This window comes from Chryseobacterium luquanense, from assembly GCF_026460945.1.
Classification (GTDB): domain Bacteria; phylum Bacteroidota; class Bacteroidia; order Flavobacteriales; family Weeksellaceae; genus Chryseobacterium; species Chryseobacterium luquanense.
Genome location: NZ_JAOVZV010000016.1, coordinates 1 through 21762, shown reverse-complemented (window position 1 = coordinate 21762; position 21762 = coordinate 1). Strand labels below are relative to the sequence as shown.

Below are 21762 nucleotides of genomic sequence, written 5' to 3'. Positions count from 1 at the left end.
CTTTAAGATAATCTCTCGCAGATTTGGCGGATAACGCAGATTATTTTGTACAAACATCTTCTAAGTTGAGTTGAAATTACGAGAAAAATAATATTCTCTTCGTTAGAAATCTTTAGATTCGGCGTGGTACATAAGATGTTTAACTTTAAATAAAAAAGCAGTCAAAATTTGACTGCTTTTGTTTTATGCTTCTCTTAACCACTCCGATGATGAAAGATAATTTTCATCTGGATAATAGATAAAGAGACAATTCTTTCCTTTTATTGTATTGATAATCGGTTCTGTTAACGATCTCGGAATTGCCGGGCAACCCCAACTTCTTCCGATTCTTTTGTGAGCTGCAGCAAATTCTTCACTCACATAATCTGCTCCATGCATTACCACTGCTCTTTTATAAGCAGCATCGTTGAAGCCTTTATCCATTCCCAAAAGTTTTAAAGAATATCCGTTATCACCATTGTAAGTAGACTCTGTTATGTAAAAACCCATGCTGCTTTGTAGTGAACTTTCTGTGTTAGAAAAATTTGTAGCAAACTCTTCACCCGTATTCTTTCCGTGAGCAACCAAAGAATTGAAAAGTACTTTTTTCTCATTCATATCGATTACCCAAAGTCTTTTTGTATTGGATGACATTGAGAAATCACAGATTGTTAATAAATGTGCACTTTCGTCTAATTTTCCTGCTTTTTTAAGATTAGCAAAACCTAAAATTGCCTTAGAAAAAACATCAAAGTTTAGCTTGTGGTCACTTTCAAATAGTATAGAATTGTAAAGTTCTTCGGAAGAACTCATTTTATTTGTGCTTTTTTCAGATTTAATTTCAACTGCAGTTTCTATTTTTTTTGTGTTTGATTTTTCCTTTGTTACCTCAACCTTTTCAGGAGAAAGATAAAACGAGGTTGTTACCATGTACACAATGCCTAATAAGCTATAAAATCCTTTCATTAAATATTATGTTAAATTAAAATTGCGGGTACAAATTTATAAAATCATAATTATCAATCAGTTAAATCCGAAAAAGTTTAACGCAATTTAAGAAACTTTAACTCATATCTTTTACTTTTCAGAATCAGGAACGAACTCTAAACTTATAGAATTCATACAATATCGAGTGCCCGTCGGAGCCGGTCCGTCATTAAAAACATGACCCAAATGAGAATCACAACGTTTGCAAACAACTTCAATTCTTTCCATTCCGTGAGAAGAATCCCGGTTATATCCTACTCCATTTTTATCGGCTTCAAAAAAACTTGGCCAGCCACAACTGCTCGTAAATTTTTGATTGGAACGGAAAAGATGATTTCCACAAACCGCACAGTAATATTCTCCTAATTCGTCAAACTCATTGTATGTTCCCGTAAAAGGTCTTTCTGTGGCCGCTTCCCTCGCAATTGCATATAAATCGGGAGATAAAATTTTGAACCATTCGTCATTGGAAATGTTTAATTTCGCAGTTTCAGTTCTTGAGTAATATGGATTGTTTTTTGCTTCGTTTTGCATAAGATTATTTTAAATTAACATTTTAATTTAGCCACAAAAGATTTAAATACAATAGATTAACAAGTTAAATTTTCAATATATAAAAAGAGTACACTAGTTTTTGAAAACCTTTGATTTTTCTTCTTATATATATTTTAGATCTAACTTAAAATTTCAAATACATCTTTGTGACTTTTGTGGTAAAAGAATTACAACCAAATTTAGTAAATTTGAGAATATGAATGACGAAGACAAACGAAAACAGCTCAGAAAATATAAAGCTTTTGCCACAGGACTTTTTGTTTTGATGGCTATTATTTTTATTATAACTACTATTCTTCAAAAAACTCACGAATCACATTGGGTTGGCTATGTTCGGGCATTTTCAGAAGCGGCAATGGTCGGAGCTTTGGCAGATTGGTTTGCTGTGACAGCGCTTTTCCGTCATCCTCTTGGTTTGCCAATTCCACATACCAATTTGATTGAAAACAGTAAGCAAAAATTGGGTGATAATTTGGGAAATTTTGTGGTTTCTAATTTTCTTTCGCCTGAAAATATTCGTCCATATATTCAAAAACTAAAAATCTCTGGTTTTGTCGGAGAATGGCTTGGAAAAGATAAAAATCAAGAGACTTTAATTAAAAATCTGTCGGATATTATTTTAGATATTTTAAATAAGCTTGACGATTTGGAAGTAAGTCTGTTTATCAGCAAAAAAGTATCGGAAATGACCGATAATATTAAACTCAATGGCATTCTCGGAAATGGAATCATCTATCTTTTAGACAAAAATGATCATCAAAAAATCATCACCAATCTTTCAAAACAGATCAAAGATTATATTGTTGAAAATGATGATATGATTCAGGAAAGGGTAAAAAAAGGCAGTTATACTTTTATTCCGTCGTTCGTAGATAATAAAATTGCCGATAAAATATCAAGCGGACTGGCCGATTTTTTTAAAGAAGTGGAAGAAAATCCAAACCATGAAATTCGGGATTTAATTACGAAAAAAATTTATGAATTTTCAAACGATTTAAAAGAAGATCCGAAATGGAATGATGAATTTAAAACTATTAAAAACGATCTTTTAAAGAACGATAAATTAGCAGAATATTCAACCGATATCTGGACTTCTATTAAAAAAACTTTGATGGAAGAACTTCAAAATTATGATTCTACTTTAAAAACTTACCTATCAAAAAATCTGAATGAATTTTCTCAAAACCTAAAAACTGATGAAAATCTTCAGAATAAAATTGATAATTGGGTGAGGGTTACGGCTTACAAATATATTTTACGAAATACACATCAAGCTTCCACTCTAATCAGCTCCACAGTTGGAAATTGGCAAGGGAAAGAATTGAGCCAAAAGCTGGAACTGGAAGTAGGAAAAGATTTACAATTTATCCGTGTTAACGGAACTTTGGTAGGAGGATTGGTGGGTTTGATTATTTATACGATTTCGCATTTTTTTCTTTAAAACTAAATCACTTACACAAATTTTGCAGATAAAGTTCTTAATAAATCTGCTTTATCTGTTATATCTGCGAGATATTTTATAACAAAAAAAGCAAAACCTCATCGATTTTGCTTTCGTACTTTTTTAATATTTTAATTATTTAGAAATTCTACTTGCTCTCGTTAAAATTTCCTGATTAATATCGTTGATTAACTGCGGTCCTTCATAAATAAATCCTGTGTACAATTGAACCAAGCTCGCTCCGGCATTCAGTTTTTCAATCGCATCTTTTGCAGAGTGAATTCCGCCGACTCCGATAATTGGGAACGCGCGGTTGCTTTTTTCTGAAAGATACTTGATCATTTTTGTGCTTCGCTCACGAATAGGTTTTCCGCTCAAACCACCGTTTCCGATTTCTGCTAAAACTTCAGGTGAAGTTTTCAGACCTTCTCTGTTTACTGATGTATTTGAAACGACAATCCCGTCGATTTTTGTATCTGCGATGAGCTCGATAATTTCGTCGAGCTGTTGATTGTTTAAATCAGGAGCGATTTTTAAAAGAATTGGTTTTTGGGTCGGTTTAGTTTGATTAATTTCTTTAACGGCAGTAATCAGCTCTCTCAGATATTCCACATCTTCCAGTTTAGCGTGGCTTCCCACGTTGGGACAGCTTACATTAAGAACAAAATAATCTACGTAAGGATGCAGACCTTCAAAACAGTCGAGATAATCTTGTGTGTAGTTTTCAGGCGTTGTGTTGGTATTTTTTCCGATGTTTCCGCCGATGATGATTTTTCCTTTGTTGCCTTTCAGTTTTTCAATCGCTGCTTCCAAACCGTCATTGTTGAAACCCATTCTGTTGATGATTCCGCCATCATCGATGAGACGGAAGAGTCTTTTCTTGGGGTTTCCAGCCTGTGCTTTCGGTGTTACCGTCCCGATTTCTACAAATCCGAATCCTAAGTCGCCTAATTCGTTGAATAAAACCGCATTTTTATCGAAACCTGCCGCTAAGCCAACTGGATTTTTAAATTTCAGTCCGAAAACTTCTCTTTCAAGACGTTTGTCGACAATTGGTTTTGGAAGGAATAATTTTGTTAAGAACGCGAAATTTTTGAGCATCGAAAAAGTAAAGTGATGAACTTCTTCAGGATCAAATTTGAAAAGAATGGGGCGGATAAGCGATTTGTACATTGAAAAAAAGTTTTACAAAAATACTCATTTTAAATTGAATGGGTTTTTGATGTATGATATTTTATTTAAATAAAGATTATTCGTATTTTAAAAATACCAATTCCACAATTTTCTTCATTAATGAACACAACGAATAGAATTAAAATCTGCTTAACTCATAAAATCAGTGAGAACTTTTTTAATGCGGAGATTTCATTTAATTTTTTAAAATTTTAAGAAGCAAATATCAATCAACAGTTTGATTTGAGGAAGCTTTATTCTGAATTTCGTCACCTCGAGTAACGTAGCAAAGCGGAGTATATCGAGAATTTTGTACCAAGTTCTCGATACATTTTTCTCCATTTCATTACGAAAAACACTCGAACTGACGAAATTCTTTTTACAATTACAAATACGCACTCAAATCAAAATTCAAAATATCTCCTACCCTTTTGAATTCGTCGTCGATAGTCGCACTGACCACAATTTTTTCATTAGAAACAGGATGATTAAAAATTAACTGATGGGCATGAAGTGTCATTTTATTGATCTCAAATGCCTGAAGCCATAATTTATTTTGTTTGTTGCATCCATGTTTTCTACAACCTAAAATAGGATGCAGAATATGTTTAAAATGTTTTCTCAACTGATGAAATCTTCCCGTTTCAGGAATGGCTTCTACCAGACAATATCTCGAAGTCTGATGCTTTAAAAAAGGCAGATCTATTTCCGAAGTCTGCAGACGGTGATAATAGGTGACTGCATTTTGCTTTACTTCATTTTCGTTCACTAAGTCATAATCAATTGTTTCTTCTTCTTTCGCCCAGCCCCGGAGAATGGCGATGTATTTCTTTTCGACTTCCCGCGATGCAAACTGTTTGCTCATCATTCTCAAAGTTTCTTTATCTAAAGTAAACAACAAAACGCCGGAAGTTTTTCGGTCTAATCGATGTACAGGATAAACTTTCTGCCCAATTTGCTTTCTCAGCTCCTGAATCGCATATGTATCTGCTTCTCCGGAATAGAAAGATTTATGAACCAATAATCCGCTGGGTTTATTAATGGCAATAAGATGTTCGTCTCGATAAAGAATTTCTAACATTTGGCAAAAGTAGGAAAACTATACCGTAAGACCGTAGCTATTGTTCGCGCTTAAAGGTATAATTAAATATATAAGTTCCCATATATTCTCTGCTTTCTACACTTACCAATTCCCAACCTTCATTACCATATTGGTTCAATGTTTTATCAATTTCGTTCGGATCGTATTCTACTGTCCAAAAACTCACTTTAGGCTTTACCACAACTGTTTTATACTCAAATCTTTTTTTCATGAATTTTTTTTATTTTAAATGTACAATAAATTTCTATGCGGTTAAACCTAACGGGTTTTAAAAACCCCTTTAGGCTTGTGACTGCCAAGATTAAGGCTAAATTTGAACTATTTCTAAACCTCATAGGTTTTTGAAACCTATGAGGTTTGTTGTCTTAAACGTACTCTTGTCATTAGCCCTGATGGAAACGGCATCCTTTTTTGTGGCGAACGCAACGAAGTGGAGACCGCCACAAAAAAGATACAGTGGACAGCAGGTTCCCGGCTCCTAAAAATCTCCGTTGCAAAAACTTCCACCATCCAGCTTCTAACTTCCCGCTTTTTCACTATTTTTGCAGGTAAGACGAAAAATTTATGGCAAAGCAAGAAGATGTTTTCAAGAAAGTGATTTCCCACGCTAAAGAATATGGGTTTATTTTCCCTTCGAGTGAGATCTATGACGGTTTATCCGCTGTTTATGACTATGGACAGAATGGTGCAGAACTGAAAAACAATATCAAACAGTACTGGTGGAAAGCGATGGTACAGCTGAACGAAAATATTGTGGGTATTGATTCAGCAATCCTGATGCACCCGACTACTTGGAAAGCTTCTGGCCACGTTGATGCTTTTAATGATCCTTTGATTGACAATAAAGATTCTAAAAAACGTTTCAGAGCAGATGTTTTGGTGGAAGATTACTGTGCAAAAATCGAGGATAAAGAAAATAAAGAAATTGAAAAAGCTGCCAAAAGATTTGGTGAGTCTTTCGATAAAGCTCAGTTTGAAGCAACGAATCCTAAAATCTTAGAATACAGAGCGAAAAGAGAACAAATTTTATCACGATTGGCAAAATCTTTAGAAAATGAAGACCTTGCTGATGTAAAAGCATTAATCGAAGAATTGGAAATTGCTGACCCAGATACAGGTTCTAGAAACTGGACGGAAGTAAGACAATTCAATTTAATGTTCGGAACTAAATTGGGTGCTTCTGCAGATTCTGCGATGGATCTTTATCTAAGACCGGAAACTGCTCAGGGAATTTTCGTTAACTTCTTAAACGTACAGAAAACCTCTCGTCACAGACTTCCGTTTGGTATTGCACAAATTGGAAAAGCATTTAGAAATGAGATTGTTGCAAGACAATTTATCTTCAGAATGCGTGAATTCGAACAGATGGAAATGCAATTTTTCGTTGCTCCGGGAACTGAACTTGAATTCTACGAACAATGGAAGCAAAAACGTCTGAACTGGCATTTAGCTCTTGGTTTAGGAAATGAGAATTACAGATTCCACGATCACGAAAAATTGGCGCATTATGCGAATGCTGCGGCGGATATTGAATTTAATTTCCCTTTCGGATTTAAAGAACTGGAAGGTATTCACTCAAGAACGGATTTCGATTTAAAAGCTCACGAAGAATTCTCCGGAAGAAAACTTCAGTTCTTCGATCCGGAAAGAAATGAAAACTACGTTCCTTATGTTGTGGAAACTTCAGTTGGGTTAGATAGACTATTCCTTTCGATATTCTCTCATTGTTTAAGAGACGAGGTTTTGGAAGACGGTTCAGAAAGAACAGTTTTATCTTTGCCTCCGGCATTGGCTCCAGTAAAAGCAGCGATTCTACCTTTGATGAAGAAAGATGGTTTAGCAGAATACGCTGAAAATATTTTTAATGATTTGAAATATGATTTCAACTTATTCTACGAAGAAAAAGATGCAATCGGAAAACGTTACAGAAGACAGGATGCAATCGGAACGCCATACTGTATCACGATTGATCACGATTCGTTAACCGATCATACCGTGACCATCAGAGACAGAGACACGATGCAGCAGGAAAGAGTTCCGGTTTCTGAACTGAGACGGATTATTGATGAGAAAACGAATTTCAGAAATTTACTTTCTAAAATATAAATTGAAAGCCTTGAGAAATCAGGGCTTTTTTATTTGAATTAATCGTAATAAATTTAATTGCAAGCAACTTATTATAAAGCCGACTAAAGTCTACCTCTATTGATAAAATCTTAATAATAATTTCACATAAAAATATTTTCATCAATGTATTTGAAATATCCTTGAATTCATTACTTTTGAATTTGAAATAATAACTATGAAGAAAATTTCTCTATTGATGTTTGGATTGATTCAGACATTTGCTTTTTCCCAAACTCAAGATTTGGCTTCTTTAGCTTCAGGTACGAATGTAGGAATGAATGCACTTTTCGACACTAAAGACAACCTTTACGGCTACGTTTCTATTTATTCTTATGGTAAAACAGACAAAAAAACTCAGAAATTCGAATATGTTCTTTTAGATAAAAATCTCAACCCTGTTTCTAACAAGGAGTTTGAAGCCGGACTTTTAGTTTCGAATTATTACGGTTATGTAGATTTTAAAGGACAAATCATTCTGCAACCTTCCGATTTCAATTACTTACAGGCTTTTGCAAAAGATGCCGCGGCTCCGGTTTCGATGGTAATTGATCCTAAAACCAATACTGTAAAACCTAAAGTGTATTATGATTATCAGGAAAACGGAACGTTTGTAGAAATCACACAGCCCAAAAGTTTTAAGAGCGAAAGAAAAGAAAACCGCGCCGAGAAAAAAGATAAAGGTTACAATTACGTTTCTTCGGTTGGAGAAATTAAAGAAGGTGGTTTTATCGCTGTGGAATACAACGATTACGGGAAATACGTTAACAAAAACAGCCTGGTAAAATTTGATCAAAACAAAAAAGAAATCTGGAGATACCGCTACAATACCGACGGAAGCAAAAAAGTGTTTTCTGATCTCACTATTTTAGATAAAGATGAAAACCGTATTTACGGAATCTTAAGACAGGTAAATGATGACGACAAGACGTTTTCTATGTTGGTAATCGATATGAAAACCGGAAAAGAATTGTCGAACAAACCAATTACAGGACTTTCACCAGATACTATTTATAATATCGACAACCTTTACGCAAGCGGAAGAAGAATTGATAATGATAAAACTTTTGATGATAAAATTGTGCTTTTAGGACGAAATTATGTCCCGAAAAGTGATAAAGGTTTCGCAAGATTCATGCTTGATAAAAACAATTACAATGTAGATCTGAAAGCTTTGAACTACAAACCGGATTTGTCTAATCACATCCCAAAACTAAGCGCAGACGGCGGTGTGGAAAACGGGTATTTCCTTCAGACAAAAGATGCCTATTTCTTAAATGACGGAAGTGTGGGAATTCTTGCAGAAAAATTTAAACCTGAAGGACAATATAATGCACCAAAAACTACAGATTTAGTTTATATCAATACCGACAAAGATTTTAAGGTGAAAGATGTACAAATTTTTGAGAAAGAAAAAACAAGGTGGTCAAACAATGATTATTTGTTTTCACAATATCTGAATGACGGCAAAGATGTGGTTTTCTTTTACCGCGATTATCAAAAAGATCAGGCAACCAAAGAAAAAAAATGGAATCTATTCATCAACACAGTTGTTAACGGAAAATTTAAGCAGGAGGTTATTCCTATTTCCGAGAAAGACAATTATACCGTGACGCCTTATGTTGCGAAAGAAGGTTATATTTTACTTCGTGAATTCAATGAAAAAGAGAAATTCAATAAAGTGCGTTTGGAACGATTGAATTATTAATTACCACAAAAATTTTTATAATAAAAAAACCTAACAGATCTTGAAGTTTGTTAGGTTTTTATTTTTTAGAAATTAAACAAATTCTACGATTCTTTCTGATAATAATCCGCAATATTTTTTATTTCGTCTAAACTTAAATTCCACATAAAATTCAAGAATTGCTGGTAACTTTCACTTTGATTTTTCGGGTCTACTCTATCTAAATATCGATTTAAATTATAGTTTTTCCGCGCTTCATAGATTTTAGAAAAACATTTTCCCAACCAGCTTTTATAATACTTTTCTTCTTCTCCATCCTGCAAAAACTGGAGACTCGCATAAATTCCAACCCCATAATCTTCAGCGTAATAAAAATTCGGCAACGTTTCCATTCTTGCAATTTTCTCAAGAACGGCATAAGATTCGGAGGCTTTTTCGTCTTTCACTTCATTTTTAAGTTCAGGAAAAAGCTTTTTAAGATGATTTATTCTCATCGTAACTTCCGGATGCGATTTCAATGAATCTTTATTCAGTTTATCATTAAAATGATTGTAATTATACAGAGAAAAATCTTCCTGTTTCAGCCATTTATCATTAAATTCTTGTTTGGGAAGATTGAAAAATTTCTTGTAAGTTTCCACTTTTAAAGTTCTCGGTGAAATCGTGTCAAAATCTTCCAGCCTTTTCAGCGTATTGATAAATTCTTCTTTCTTAAAATCACTGTTTTTAAAAACGGCATAGCCTAAAGAATCTGCCTGCATTTCTTGTTTTCTATTTTCTGTACCTTTTTTGTAAACTCTGTTTTTGAGAACATCAAAAGCTCTTTGATTTCGGTTTTCTTTGGTTGATTTAATACTTTGAACCACCAATTTATCCAGCTGATCCTGATTGATTAATTTTAAAAAAGTTTTCAAAGTATGTTCTGTAATTTTATGTCCCAATTCATGGGAAATCACGGCAGCCAACTGATCGTCGTTATTCAACCAATTAAAAAGTCCCATATTAATCACGAAAGTTCCGTCTGCAAAACAATAAGCATTCGGTGTATTGTCTTTTGCAATCAGTATTTTTAAATTTTGTGGAATCTGTGGATTGTTTTTCCTCAATCTTTCCAAAAGATTTTTCACTTTAGCATCAAAAACTGAATTGAAAACAAAGCCCTTATTTTTCACCTGTTTTTCGAAATCTTTTCCAACTTCTTTATAGATTTTAGACAATTCGTTTCCCGTTTTACCGGAATATTTTGCTTTGAGATCTTTAATTAAAAGTTCATTGTTTAAAGAGTAATTTTTAATAAAATCTTTCCTTTGAGCATAGTCTGCCGTATCGATTGTTTTATAGATTTGACCAAAACAAATCACTGAAAAAGAGAACAGTAAAAAAAAGAAGTATTTTTTCATCATAATCATCAATAATCACAAAAATAATTCATTTGGAAATACATTTATAAATTTATTTTTAAAATTATTCTAAATTTGTTTAAGACCAGATTGCTTATGATTATTATTATTTACATATTCACATTTTTAGTTGCTGTCGCGGTAATTTTTTATTTTTTGGGATACTCTTATCTTTTCAGTGGTATTTCAAAAACCTATTTACGTGGAAAGATGAGCGCCAATATTGATGACGGAAAATTCTTTCGGAGCAATATTATTCATACTTCAAAACCTGTTCTTTGGAATGAACATCCTGACTACAACAAAAAAGATTTGCCTAGAAACATCGTTGATGATTTAATTGATTCCAATACGGCATCATTTCTTGTTATAAAACACGGAAAATTATTGCATGAACAATATTGGAACGGTTATAATAAACTTTCGAAGACTAATTCTTTTTCGATGGCAAAAGCTGTTACCGTAATGCTTTTAGGAAAAGCTTTAGAAGAAGAAAAAATTAAAAATATTGATATCAATTTCTCTGAATTGTATGAGGAATTTAAAAACAAACCTTTCGGAAGAGATTTAAATTTAAAAAATCTGGCTCAAATGGAATCTGGATTGGATTGGGATGAAAATTATAAAAACCCTTTTCTACCAAACGCAAAAGCCTATTACGGAAGAAGTCTTATAAAAGCTACTTTTTCGAGAAGATTTAAAGAAAAACCGGGTGAAAGATTTGAATACCAAAGCGGCTCAACGCAGCTTTTGGGATTTGCAGTCAAAAAAGCAATTAATCAATCATTAGCAAGCTACTTATCTGAAAAATTCTGGATTCCTATGGGAATGGAGCAAAACGCAGAATGGAGCGTTGACGAAAGCGGAATGGAAAAGACCTATTGCTGCATCCATTCCAATTCAAGAGATTTTGCGAAACTTGGACAGTTGTTTTTAGACGATGGAAAGGTCGGTAATGAACAGGTTTTAAATTTAGATTTCATTGAAAAAATGAGAACGCCGACCAAAAAATCTGATGAAATTTACGGAATGGGATTTTGGGTTAATAATGACAATCCTATCAAACATTATTATTTCCTTGGACTTCAAGGTCAGTACATCATCATAATTCCTGAGCATAAAATGGTCATCGTAAGAACCGGAAGCTACAATAATCTTCCAAAAACCGACAGAGGAAGACCTGATCAGGTGAAATTTTTGGTGAATGAAACGGTGAAGCACTTTGCTTAAAGGTCGAGTATAAGCTTGAGGTTGATTTTTTTTAACCATTAAGATTACTTAAATTGTTAAGGAAAACAGTAAGGAAATATCTAAAAACATTCATTAAGCACACTACTAGCTTCAGATTTTTCTGAATCTTAAAAACTCTTACAAGCTAAAAAATCTTAATGTTTAAAGTTCATTTAAATTAAAATTATGGAAAAATACAATCCTTTAGTTGATGAATACATTGAAAAAGCACCTGAGTTTGCAAAACCTATTTTAAGCCTCATCAGAGAAGTCGTACACGAATGTTCTCCGGAAATTGAAGAAGCAATCAAATGGAAGTTCCCGACGTTTATGTACAAAGGAAAAATTCTCTGCTCAATGGTTTCATTTAAGCAATATTGTAGCATGGGGTTTTGGCTTCATAGTGAAATGCAGACGATAAAAAATCTTGAAACTAATGCAGAACAAACTAACATGTTCAGCCTTGGAAAGATTACCAAAATGGATGAACTTCCCAAACGACCTCAGCTTAAGAAGATCATCCTCGAAGCCATAGAATTGACCGATATGGGTGTTACATTGAAAAAGGCATCGCCTTCAAAAACAGAAATTGAAGTTCCTGAATATTTTAAAACTTCTTTAAACCAAAATAAAAAAGCTCTGGAAGTTTTTGAAAAAGCTTCTCCATCATTCAGAAAAGAATATATTAATTGGATTATTGACGCTAAAACTGAACCCACCAAAAATAAAAGAATCGAACAGGCAATCGAATGGATTTCTGAAGGAAAAGGCAGGAACTGGAAGTATGAGAAAAAGAAGTGATTTGGATGGAAGTTAGATATGTAAGCTGAATGTTTACAATATTGAAGACAATTTCAATTACAAACTAAACTCTTAGTGGAATCTAAAATTAGCTTCCGGTAATGTATTATTTTTTAGAAAAGCTTCATATTCCGGGGACATCTGTGCTCTTCCCCAAGTATTTTTCCCGCTCATACTTCCGAGGCGAACTTTATCTTTACCGTATTTTTTATTCATTGCATCCATCGCTCTCATTACTGGTAAATGCTGATTTTGCGCGTCTTCTTCAAATAAATTTATCAATCTTTGATCTTCAGGCACAAAATCATTGACGATAACTCCCGCTTTTTTATAATGAAAACCTTCTTCGAAAATAGATTCAAACAAATCATTCACAACTCTTCCAATAATAATTGAAGAGTTGGTAGGATTAGGCAAAATCAGTGTTTTAGCATTTCTATATTCCGGTAAATCTTTTCTAAAACGGTTGGTCTGTACAAAAACCGTGACCATTTTGCAACAGGTATTTTGTTTTCTCAGCCTTTCTGAGCAATACATTCCGAAGGTTTCCACACGCTCCCTTACCTCATCTTTTTTTGTTAACATTTGCATGAAACTTCTTGTAACAGCAATCGATTTTTTAGGTGAAGGAGAATCTAATTCCAACTGACGGATTCCTTTCAGTTCGTTAATCATTCTTACCCCATGAATTCCCATAACTTTACGAACCCACATTTCCGGTTTTTGAAGCAAATCCCAGGCTTTATAAACACCGTTGTCATTCATTTTTGCGCCAAGTCTTCGACCGATTCCCCAAACATCGCCGATATTGAGCCATTTTAAAGCTTTTTCAATTTTTTCGGGAGTGTCTAAAATATAAACCCCTTCATTAAATTTTTCAGGAAAATCTTTTACAATTCTGTTGGCAACTTTGCATAAGGTTTTTGTGGGTGCAATGCCGATGCTTACAGGGATATTAGCTTCATTTTTAATTCTTTTCCGAATTTCAAGACAATAATCATAGATGTTAATATATTTAAAGCCTGTGAGATTTAAAAATAACTCATCGATACTGTAAGTTTCAAACTCGGTAACATAAGAACTTGCAATTGATATTACCTGTTGACTTTTGAAATTATACAATTCAAATTTTGCAGAAAAACTTTTTACATTATGCTTTTTAAATAATTCTTGGTACTTAAATGCGGGAGCCGCCATCGGAATTCCCAAATCTTTTGCTTCTTTACTTCTGGACACAACACATCCATCGTTGTTGGAAAGTACAACAACAGGTTTGTTTTCAAGTTCCGGATCGAGCGTTCTCTCACAGGAAACAAAGAAATTATTGCAATCTACTAAAGCGTACATAATGGTAAAAATGACTAATTGAAGATACAAATCTATAACTTTTAAAATAGAATATTCTGTTTAATCAAATTTTCAACATCACAATTATTTAACTAAAAACCAACCATTTAAACACTTTAAAATACGTCACGTTTTGTCGCATTAATGTATTATTCAGCGTTTACAGAAGTTTATTCTTTTATTAAAAAAACAACCTTTTTTCATTTTCAACACGTCAAGTTTTGGCGCAATGCACATCTACATTTGCTTCAGAAGAAAATTAAAAATTATGGATAAAGTAACATTGCAAAGAATAGAAAAACTACATCCTTTCGTGAGAGAGGAAGTAAAACAAATTATTAAAGAATGTGATAAAGCTCTCACCAGAAAAGCCAAAATCAGAATCACTCAGGGACTACGAAGTTTTGAGGAACAGGAAAGATTATATGCCATCGGAAGAATTACTTCAGGAAAAAAAGTAACCAATGCCAAAGCTGGACAAAGCATTCACAATTATGGTTTGGCCGTGGATATGTGTTTGATCATCGGCGGAAAAACTGTAAGTTGGGACACCGCAAAAGATTGGGACAATGATCAAGTTGCCGATTGGTACGAATGCGTGAAAGTTTTTGCAAAATATGGTTGGGATTGGGGCGGAAACTGGAAGACTTTCAAAGATCTCCCCCACTTTGAAAAGAAAAATTTCCCAATTAAAAAAGGTTTGGCAAAAACGAGTTGGAAAGCGCTTTCTAAGCTGAAAAAGGATAAGGATGGATATGTAACATTTGAAAATAATTGAGCATTATTAATATAACACGTCAAGTTCTGTCGCTTCCCGCTCCTACCTTTACTCTACCAAAACAACGGTAGAAAAATGAAGAAAACAACCCTACTTTCTTTAGACGGAGGCGGAATAAGAGGAATCATCACCTGCATTATTTTACGCTATATAGAAGAGCAACTGCAAATTTATGATAAGCCGAGCGCAAAGCTTGGAGATTATTTTGATCTGGTTGCAGGAAGCAGCACAGGAGCATTGATCGCAGCGATTATTTTGTGTCCCGACGAACACAGAAAAGCAAAATATTCTATTCAGAAAGGGTTGGAATTGTATTCTGAAAGAGGTGGCGACATATTCCAAGTTTCATTTTGGGAAAAATTGGTGAATCCTTTTGGATTGCTGAATGAAAAAATTTCTCAGGAAGCTTTAGAAAAAAACCTGAATGACTTTTTCGGAAATTTAGAATTAAAAGAATTAATAAAACCATGTTTAATAACAAGTTATGACATAGAAAACCGAAGGGCAAAATTATTTAACTCTTGGAAAGCAAATTTAAGCACTGATAATTTCTATGTAAAGGATGTCTGCAGAGCAACTTCAGCGGCACCGACATATTTTACTCCGGTTCAGATTAAATCCATGTACGGTCAGATTTTCAGTTTAATTGACGGTGGAATGTTTGCCAATAATCCGGCATTGTGTGCTTATGCGGAAGCCAGAAAAATTCCTTTTGCCGAAGTTTTAAAAAATCATCAGAAGGCCAATCATCCTACAGTAAACGATATGATTATTATTTCTATCGGAACTGGAATTGAATCTAAAAGTTATTCCTTCAAAAAAATGGAAAAAGCTGGAAAAATCGGTTGGGTAACTCCAATTATCGATATTCTGATGTCTGCAAATGCCGAAACGGTGGATTATCAGCTTTGTCAGATGTTTCAGACTTTAGGGCAGAGAAATCAAAAGAATTATTACCGGATCAATCCATCTCTGAAAAATGCTTCTCCCGCAATGGATAATGTGAAAAGGTCAAATATTGAAAATCTGATTCAAGCAGGTTTGAGCTATATTGATGATAATAGAGAGATGTTAAATCAAATTGTGCAGAAATTAATCAAAAATAAAATATAAGCATTTCAGCTTATAAATGATAAATATAAGCATTTAAGCTTATATTTGTCATTTACTAAAAAAACATTCTAACACGTCGAGTTTTGTCGCTTTTCACTTCTACTTTTGTAGTATAAATAAAGACACAAAAACAAAAAATTCTAAAAAAATTTAAAATCCTTTTTGAATTTCAACATTCTTACATGCTGAACAGCTAAAAATATGTTCAAAAAACTTTAATCTTTAAAACACAAAACATGAAAATACCAAATCACAATTCTGATATAATTTTTAATGAAGACCTCTACACCATCAATTGGAGCGACATCGAAAACACAGAAATCGATTACGAAAATTATCTCGATGACATTGAAAATTTCTTCAAAGAAGATTTTGAAAATGACATTTTGGAAGATGATTATTAAATTAAAAATGATAAAATTAAATTTCAAAACGTCAGGTTTTATCACTCCTCGATGGTAAATTTGAAATATCATTAAAAGCACAAAAACAATCAATTATCCTTTTTGAAAGTCTTTGTATTCAGCCTATAAAAAGTCTGAACAGCCAAAAATATGTCTAAAAATTAATCAATAAAAATATAAAAATGACTTTTCCTATTAAAAATAAAGGTGGATATCCTTTGCCGGACACCACCTTAAAAAATAAGGCTAAAACCTGAAGTAGTTCTAATAAAAAGAAACTTCAAAATTTTAATCTTAAAAACCTTATAAATTTATTTAAAAAATGGCAACAGAACACAAAAACAACTCATCACAAACTCTTTTCAGATTTGTAAGTTTAAGAAATCCTCAACTTACCGAAATAAAGGCTGATAATTTAGGTTTATTCACCGTCCAACAGATTTAGAGAGCGCCTTTGATAACAAGGTTACCGAAACAGATTCAGCAATAGCCAAATTTCAGTCAATGGAACGTGCTGCAAGAGAATTTAGTCCAACAGGATTTACCAATGAAGCACAGATTGAATCTGGTATTTTTGTAGAAACATTAAGATTAGGAAGAAAAATTGCTAAAAAACAAGAACTTTCTGACCAAGATAGAGATAGTGCCGTAAATTTATATGACAGCGTGACAGTAGAGCATTATAAAGTATTATGGGACAACTTAATGTTTCAGACCGTAATTCAAAGTGATTTCTACGTAAAAGAAGCAATTATTCATATTTTAAAAGCCATCCACTTTGGCTATGTTTGTCAATTGCAGGTAACTGATGAGCTTAAGAAAATAAATGGAGATGATTTAAAAGCAAAAGCATTAGAGGCAAAAGTGGTTCTTCCATTAAGGTTTTTCGGTGACGGAACCGATAACTCAGGAGCCATAACTAACAGACTTTTTATAGTAGGAAGATCCGAAGTAGATTCTGAAGATCCTATTAATGCTCAACAACTTCCTATTGCTGTTCAGGAACAGCTAAAAGCTGAAGGAGAGAAAATTTCAGAATTATTATCCATTGATTTAGAAAAACAAGGTTTAGAAAAATTAAAAACTGAACTTGAGAAAATTCAAAAGTCGTATTATAAGATTAAAAACAAGACTTATACTGCAGCTTACAAGGAATACCTTGAGCAATATCAACCTGAAATCGATAGGTACAATGCAAGACTTGAAGAAATTGAAGACCTAATCACTGAAGAAACTTCTGAAGAAGAAATTCGTGCCCTCTACGCCGAATTGGGTGTATTAAATGTTCCATCTTTTATTTTTGAATACAGAGATGAATTGAATTTTGATGACTTCAAAAGCAAACTTTCATTAGAATCTTTAAAATTATTTGTTAACATTTTCACTGATGCAAATAATAGGGAACTAAACTTTTCATCAATGAATGTAATTTCAGACAGACAATTACAATTAGGAGAAGTGGTAGTTACAATGAATGATGAATACGACAATTACACCGAAGTTTTAGAAGAATTAACCGAAAGATTAAGTTTTCATACACAATCATTATTTGAAAAGACCCCTCTAAATCAAAGAGTTTATGCCAATTTAGGTGGAGTTTTGATTCCTGTAAATGATTCTGCAAATAAATCATCTTCAATTTCCAGAACATATTATCTTAAAGCAAATCAACAGACTACATCCCAATCTTATCTTACATTCTATTATCAAGCAGAAAGTAATGCATGGGGAACAGCTTCAGCTAAAATTTATGCCGTTACAGATTTCAATACCTATGAAGAAACTTATTCAAACATCAGTGTTTACGGAGGCAAAGTAACTTTTCCTTCTATGTTAATTAATAAGTTTGGAAAAGTAATTAGACAATTAAAAATTCAAATATTCTTCAGCAACGGAGAAGAAGCTAATCTTGAATTTTCTGGTTTAGTGATGGATGAGCCTTATACTGGAATTTTATATACTGAAAGAGTAAAACAGGAAATTGAAAATCCTTCCGAACCAGGAACAACTCCAAAACCGGGAACTTTCATTCCTAAAAACTTTGGAATTAAAAGACTCGGAATTGCCGATTATCTGAAAGTTGTACAAAGCACTCATGCCTATGTTCCGGGAGAAGTCACTCATATCGAGAATGTAATAGCAAAAGAGTTTAAACAAAAATCTACTAGAAGATTAAGAAGAAGTGAAATTCAAACCACAACTTCAAAATCTACTGAGAGAGAAAACTTAAGCGATACCACTACTACATCAAGAAATGATTTACAATCTGAAGTTGCTAACATTATCCAGCAAGAGACCAATGCTCAAGCTTATTTTAGATACGGTGGTGGAAATAAATCATTCGAGGTTGGTGGAAATTTTGCAACTCACAATTCAAAGGAAAACAGCACACGACAAGCTATTGCAAAATCTCAGGAAATAACAGAAAAAGCCACCGAACGAATTCTTACCAAAGTAGCTGAAGAAAGAATTGAAAAAATCATTGAAGAATTTGAAGAAAATAATGCACATGGTTTTGATAACAGAAATGGTGATAAGCATGTAGTGGGAGTTTACAGATGGGTTGATAAAAAAATGAAAAATCAGATCTACAATTATGGTAAGCGTAATATGTTTGAATTTATGATTCCTGAGCCTGCAAAGCTTCATCGTTTGGCAACCACTTTCACAAAAGCCTCTTCAATGTTAACTGAGCCAGTTGATCCAAGGAAAGCGCCAGCTCCTCAAACTATGGCCGACTCCAAATCTGCAACAAAAGATTTATTGTCATATTGGGCAGGAATATATGGTGTCAAGCTAACAGAAATTAAAGAGACAGATCAACAAATTGAAAGCATCCATGACGAGTTTCATGACAGCGGAAACTTAAGTGTCCAGCAAAGAAATTTCGGAATTCCGGCAAACTACATCTGTAAGTCGGTGGAAGTATCTTACTCTGCAACAAAGTCAAAAAGTAGCAGAAGACTCGAAGTTACTGGAGATTTTACTAATGGCATTGGTTTTTCTAAGAGCCAACCAACTGAAACATTCTTCTTAGGAGGATTTAATCTTTCAGGAAGTTGGGTGTTTAAAAACTCAGGATATAATATTGGTATTGTAGACATTTCTTTAAAACTGAATTTAGAAATTAAACCGGAATTGTTTGAGGCTTGGAAAAAGGAGAACTTCGATGCAATTATTCAGGCTTACGAAACTGCTTATGCAGACTTTTTGGCAAAACAAAAAGAAGAGGAAGAAAAGGCCAAAGAGGAAGAAGAGAACAACAAAGTTCAGCTTTCTAATTTCTATCGTGAAATGGAAAGAGTTATTATTAAACATAACTGTATCGCTTTCTTATTACAGGATTATCTTAACAGCAATACATTGGGACAAAATCTCACCAATAATGCTCAAACAATGAAAGAGTTCAGTGTAATTCTTGATGAAAACCTTGACCAATATGCTGCTTTAGCCAAATTCTTAGAACAGGCGTTTGAGTGGACGATCATGGACTATACATTCTATCCTTACTATTGGGCAAACCGTGATGAATGGCAGACAATGTATTTATCTGAAAGTACAGACCCTCTATTCAGAAACTTCTTACAGGCAGGTATGGCAAGAGTGATCGTAACCGTAAATCCTGGTTTTGAAGATGCTGTACAGTTCTTTATGACCACCGGAAAAATCTGGAATGGTGGCGAAGTTCCTGTAATCGGAGACCCTATGTACATGTCTATTGTAGACGAAATGCGTGAGCCTTTAGGATTAAAACAAGGTAAAGCCTGGATTACCACATTACCAACTTCATTAAATATTTTACAAGAAGATTCCATCGGATTGAAAACACTGACAGCATTACCATTTACTCAAGAAAATCCTGAAGAATTTGAAGTTCCTTCAGATGTAGTAATTAATGATTCGGACTTTAAGTCAAATAATAATCTTTTGGGAGTACAATCTAATGGAAATTCTGAAAAAGTCATTTCCGGAGACTGGGAATAATCAAACTAACATTAAAAAAAACAAATATGTCTAATACAGGAAAGATCATAAGAGTAAATACATTACCTCCTATTGAAGAAAGAGAAAACAATGTCATTTACCAAGTAGCTGCGCCAGGTGCAGCTACTTACACAGACTACGCTATTGATGAAAATGGTGATGTCAAAACACACGTAGGTTATTTTAATCCCGAAGATTTGGTTGATTATGCTGTAAATATTTCAACTCCCGAATTTCTTGAGGAAGGCATTGAAACCCAAGAAGAATTTAATTTAAATACTCGTGAGCAATTAGGAGCTAAATTAAATAAGCCCTCTACAACAGGTACAACATCGCAATACACTGAAGTTTTGGGATTTGACCATCATGGAAATACCGCTAAATTACCTGCCGGAGATTTAGGTAAAAATATTGCCAATTCTTCGCTGACATCTATTGAAGGAGCCGGATTAACTTTAGGAGCAGATTGAGCTTTAGAAACACAAGGAAAAAAATAATCAATTTCAGGATTGAATAATGTATCAAATGATTCTACATTCAATGCTTTTCTATCTCAAAACGAAAACGGCCAATTAGGAAAAACAAATGGAGTACAACCATTCCTGACGCTACCTAATATTCTTACAGAAGAAGAAAAAACAGCATGGAAAACAGCGATGAATGGTGGATGGACAACAAATACAATGAGTGTGGGATTAATATCACCTCCAATGGTTGATAACAATTTGAATCATCCAACATGGTTTTTACTTAAAGGAACTAATTTAAATTTGAATCCTACTTCTTTTTCTATTGTTTTGATAGATTCATCAGATAATGTCATAGCTGCAATTCCAAATAATCAGGTGCAACTAAATTCAAACGGAATAGAGTTGACTTTCTACTACAACTTCAGTGGATTTCAGACAGGTGATTTTAGAGTGAGACTATGGAACGGGGTTTCTTACCACACAACCACAATGCATACAACAATATCAAATACATTCCCGCGCATAGACTTAAACAGTTTAAATTGGGATAAGGTTTTTTTTGGAGGTAACTCATCATCTATAATTCAGGCTGTAGGTTCTTCAGTTGTCTTAAAGACAGATCAGGATATAAAAGCATTGGCTGATGATAATGAAATTATATCTTCTTTAATGAGCAATCAATTTATTGGAGCTAATAAAGATTTTTATCTTTCTTACAATACAACTGCAAATACTGCTATTAACCCAAGTTTTACAACAATTGCAAATACCTATATTTCATTAATTCCTGTAGGAACACCCAATAATTTAATTATAAAAGGAATTTCGCAGCTTAAGCATAATTTAGGTTCTTATTTTTCACATCCCGGTTTTCAAGCAAAGGAGATAAAATCTTTCTTAAATGGAATTCAACTCCCAGTGCAATCGTATGTAGACGTTTCCTATAATGTAGTTATTCAACGTACAGGACAACTATATACCGTTGTTATTACAAATACTTTAAATAACCAAATATCTAATTTTAGTTTTACTGGAACCTCGGAAGCTCTATGCCTTTTAGTTCAAGGTAGTAATAGAGCAATGACTTATGAAAACACCATTAATTTTATTGAAGGGTTTGAACTCAATTAACAGCTATATATTCTACTCAACAGAATATTAACCTGAACAGGCAGAGTTTAAAACTC

General features: G+C 33.5%; 19 protein-coding genes. 12 read left to right on the top strand and 7 right to left on the bottom strand.

Annotated elements, in window-relative coordinates:
* Positions 1-183: 183 nt before the first annotated feature.
* Positions 184-945 carry a murein L,D-transpeptidase catalytic domain family protein gene (locus OEA66_RS14345; protein ID WP_267282031.1) on the bottom strand — a complete coding sequence of 254 codons (762 nt, stop codon included), beginning with the start codon at positions 943-945 and terminating at the stop codon, positions 184-186.
* A gap of 111 nt (positions 946-1056) precedes the next feature.
* A complete protein-coding gene (gene msrB, locus OEA66_RS14340) occupies positions 1057-1500 on the bottom strand; it encodes a peptide-methionine (R)-S-oxide reductase MsrB (RefSeq protein ID WP_267282030.1) in 444 nt (147 codons plus the stop codon).
* A 217-nt stretch (positions 1501-1717) separates the two neighbouring features.
* Here msrB and OEA66_RS14335 point away from each other — a divergent pair, with 217 nt between their 5' ends.
* Entirely contained in the window at positions 1718-2962 is a 1245-nt protein-coding gene (locus tag OEA66_RS14335; protein WP_267282029.1) for a DUF445 domain-containing protein, read from the top strand.
* A gap of 135 nt (positions 2963-3097) precedes the next feature.
* Here OEA66_RS14335 and OEA66_RS14330 read toward each other — a convergent pair whose 3' ends face one another.
* From OEA66_RS14330 to OEA66_RS14320, 3 genes are all read right to left on the bottom strand, one after another.
* Positions 3098-4135 carry a quinone-dependent dihydroorotate dehydrogenase gene (locus tag OEA66_RS14330; protein WP_267282028.1) on the bottom strand — a complete coding sequence of 346 codons (1038 nt, stop codon included), beginning with the start codon at positions 4133-4135 and terminating at the stop codon, positions 3098-3100.
* Between the two features lie 385 nt (positions 4136-4520).
* Positions 4521-5216 carry a pseudouridine synthase gene (locus OEA66_RS14325; protein WP_267282027.1) on the bottom strand — a complete coding sequence of 232 codons (696 nt, stop codon included), beginning with the start codon at positions 5214-5216 and terminating at the stop codon, positions 4521-4523.
* A gap of 37 nt (positions 5217-5253) precedes the next feature.
* A complete protein-coding gene (locus OEA66_RS14320; protein ID WP_267282026.1) occupies positions 5254-5448 on the bottom strand; it encodes a DUF4177 domain-containing protein in 195 nt (64 codons plus the stop codon).
* A 353-nt stretch (positions 5449-5801) separates the two neighbouring features.
* On the opposite strand from OEA66_RS14320, the gene OEA66_RS14315 reads away from it, so the two are divergent.
* On the top strand, positions 5802-7343 hold the full coding sequence (locus OEA66_RS14315) for a glycine--tRNA ligase (RefSeq protein ID WP_267282025.1): 1542 nt from the start codon (positions 5802-5804) through the stop codon (positions 7341-7343).
* A 196-nt stretch (positions 7344-7539) separates the two neighbouring features.
* Entirely contained in the window at positions 7540-9069 is a 1530-nt protein-coding gene (locus OEA66_RS14310) for a hypothetical protein (protein ID WP_267282024.1), read from the top strand.
* Positions 9070-9152: 83 nt separating this feature from the next.
* Here OEA66_RS14310 and OEA66_RS14305 read toward each other — a convergent pair whose 3' ends face one another.
* On the bottom strand, positions 9153-10451 hold the full coding sequence (locus OEA66_RS14305; RefSeq protein WP_267282023.1) for a M48 family metalloprotease: 1299 nt from the start codon (positions 10449-10451) through the stop codon (positions 9153-9155).
* Positions 10452-10604: 153 nt separating this feature from the next.
* On the opposite strand from OEA66_RS14305, the gene OEA66_RS14300 reads away from it, so the two are divergent.
* Entirely contained in the window at positions 10605-11678 is a 1074-nt protein-coding gene (locus tag OEA66_RS14300; RefSeq protein WP_267282022.1) for a serine hydrolase domain-containing protein, read from the top strand.
* 186 nt (positions 11679-11864) lie between these two features.
* On the top strand, positions 11865-12479 hold the full coding sequence (locus OEA66_RS14295; RefSeq protein ID WP_267282021.1) for a YdeI/OmpD-associated family protein: 615 nt from the start codon (positions 11865-11867) through the stop codon (positions 12477-12479).
* A gap of 72 nt (positions 12480-12551) precedes the next feature.
* Here OEA66_RS14295 and OEA66_RS14290 read toward each other — a convergent pair whose 3' ends face one another.
* On the bottom strand, positions 12552-13826 hold the full coding sequence (locus OEA66_RS14290; protein ID WP_267282020.1) for a Y-family DNA polymerase: 1275 nt from the start codon (positions 13824-13826) through the stop codon (positions 12552-12554).
* Between the two features lie 268 nt (positions 13827-14094).
* On the opposite strand from OEA66_RS14290, the gene OEA66_RS14285 reads away from it, so the two are divergent.
* The 7 genes from OEA66_RS14285 (at position 14095) to OEA66_RS14255 (ending at position 21706) form a co-directional block, all read left to right on the top strand.
* Positions 14095-14604: a M15 family metallopeptidase gene (locus OEA66_RS14285; RefSeq protein ID WP_267282019.1), complete on the top strand. Its 510-nt coding sequence runs from the start codon at positions 14095-14097 to the stop codon at positions 14602-14604.
* A 75-nt stretch (positions 14605-14679) separates the two neighbouring features.
* Positions 14680-15717: a patatin-like phospholipase family protein gene (locus OEA66_RS14280; RefSeq protein ID WP_267282018.1), complete on the top strand. Its 1038-nt coding sequence runs from the start codon at positions 14680-14682 to the stop codon at positions 15715-15717.
* 236 nt (positions 15718-15953) lie between these two features.
* A complete protein-coding gene (locus OEA66_RS14275; RefSeq protein WP_267282017.1) occupies positions 15954-16121 on the top strand; it encodes a hypothetical protein in 168 nt (55 codons plus the stop codon).
* A 322-nt stretch (positions 16122-16443) separates the two neighbouring features.
* Positions 16444-16566 (top strand): hypothetical protein, encoded by a 123-nt coding sequence (locus OEA66_RS14270; RefSeq protein WP_267282016.1) that lies wholly within the window; start codon positions 16444-16446, stop codon positions 16564-16566.
* A gap of 59 nt (positions 16567-16625) precedes the next feature.
* Positions 16626-20105 (top strand): hypothetical protein, encoded by a 3480-nt coding sequence (locus tag OEA66_RS14265; RefSeq protein ID WP_267282015.1) that lies wholly within the window; start codon positions 16626-16628, stop codon positions 20103-20105.
* Between the two features lie 26 nt (positions 20106-20131).
* Positions 20132-20575, top strand: coding sequence for a hypothetical protein (locus OEA66_RS14260; protein WP_267282014.1), 444 nt, complete (start codon positions 20132-20134; stop codon positions 20573-20575).
* Between the two features lie 39 nt (positions 20576-20614).
* The gene (locus OEA66_RS14255) at positions 20615-21706 is read left to right on the top strand and encodes a hypothetical protein (protein ID WP_267282013.1); all 1092 of its coding nucleotides are present in this window, start codon (positions 20615-20617) and stop codon (positions 21704-21706) included.
* Positions 21707-21762 lie beyond the last annotated feature (56 nt).

What these genes read in the sequence shown, in the direction of transcription:
- OEA66_RS14295 (WP_267282021.1), top strand. Translation starts at nt 11,865, where the DNA reads ATGGAAAAATACAATCCTTTAGTTGATGAATACATTGAAAAAGCACCT.
- OEA66_RS14270 (WP_267282016.1), top strand. Translation starts at nt 16,444, where the DNA reads ATGGCAACAGAACACAAAAACAACTCATCACAAACTCTTTTCAGATTT.
- OEA66_RS14285 (WP_267282019.1), top strand. Translation starts at nt 14,095, where the DNA reads ATGGATAAAGTAACATTGCAAAGAATAGAAAAACTACATCCTTTCGTG.
- OEA66_RS14260 (WP_267282014.1), top strand. Translation starts at nt 20,132, where the DNA reads ATGTCTAATACAGGAAAGATCATAAGAGTAAATACATTACCTCCTATT.
- OEA66_RS14345 (WP_267282031.1), bottom strand. Translation starts at nt 945, where the DNA reads ATGAAAGGATTTTATAGCTTATTAGGCATTGTGTACATGGTAACAACC.
- OEA66_RS14280 (WP_267282018.1), top strand. Translation starts at nt 14,680, where the DNA reads ATGAAGAAAACAACCCTACTTTCTTTAGACGGAGGCGGAATAAGAGGA.
- OEA66_RS14290 (WP_267282020.1), bottom strand. Translation starts at nt 13,826, where the DNA reads ATGTACGCTTTAGTAGATTGCAATAATTTCTTTGTTTCCTGTGAGAGA.
- msrB (WP_267282030.1), bottom strand. Translation starts at nt 1,500, where the DNA reads ATGCAAAACGAAGCAAAAAACAATCCATATTACTCAAGAACTGAAACT.
- OEA66_RS14325 (WP_267282027.1), bottom strand. Translation starts at nt 5,216, where the DNA reads ATGTTAGAAATTCTTTATCGAGACGAACATCTTATTGCCATTAATAAA.
- OEA66_RS14330 (WP_267282028.1), bottom strand. Translation starts at nt 4,135, where the DNA reads ATGTACAAATCGCTTATCCGCCCCATTCTTTTCAAATTTGATCCTGAA.
- OEA66_RS14305 (WP_267282023.1), bottom strand. Translation starts at nt 10,451, where the DNA reads ATGATGAAAAAATACTTCTTTTTTTTACTGTTCTCTTTTTCAGTGATT.
- OEA66_RS14265 (WP_267282015.1), top strand. Translation starts at nt 16,626, where the DNA reads ATGGAACGTGCTGCAAGAGAATTTAGTCCAACAGGATTTACCAATGAA.
- OEA66_RS14335 (WP_267282029.1), top strand. Translation starts at nt 1,718, where the DNA reads ATGAATGACGAAGACAAACGAAAACAGCTCAGAAAATATAAAGCTTTT.
- OEA66_RS14310 (WP_267282024.1), top strand. Translation starts at nt 7,540, where the DNA reads ATGAAGAAAATTTCTCTATTGATGTTTGGATTGATTCAGACATTTGCT.
- OEA66_RS14315 (WP_267282025.1), top strand. Translation starts at nt 5,802, where the DNA reads ATGGCAAAGCAAGAAGATGTTTTCAAGAAAGTGATTTCCCACGCTAAA.
- OEA66_RS14275 (WP_267282017.1), top strand. Translation starts at nt 15,954, where the DNA reads ATGAAAATACCAAATCACAATTCTGATATAATTTTTAATGAAGACCTC.
- OEA66_RS14320 (WP_267282026.1), bottom strand. Translation starts at nt 5,448, where the DNA reads ATGAAAAAAAGATTTGAGTATAAAACAGTTGTGGTAAAGCCTAAAGTG.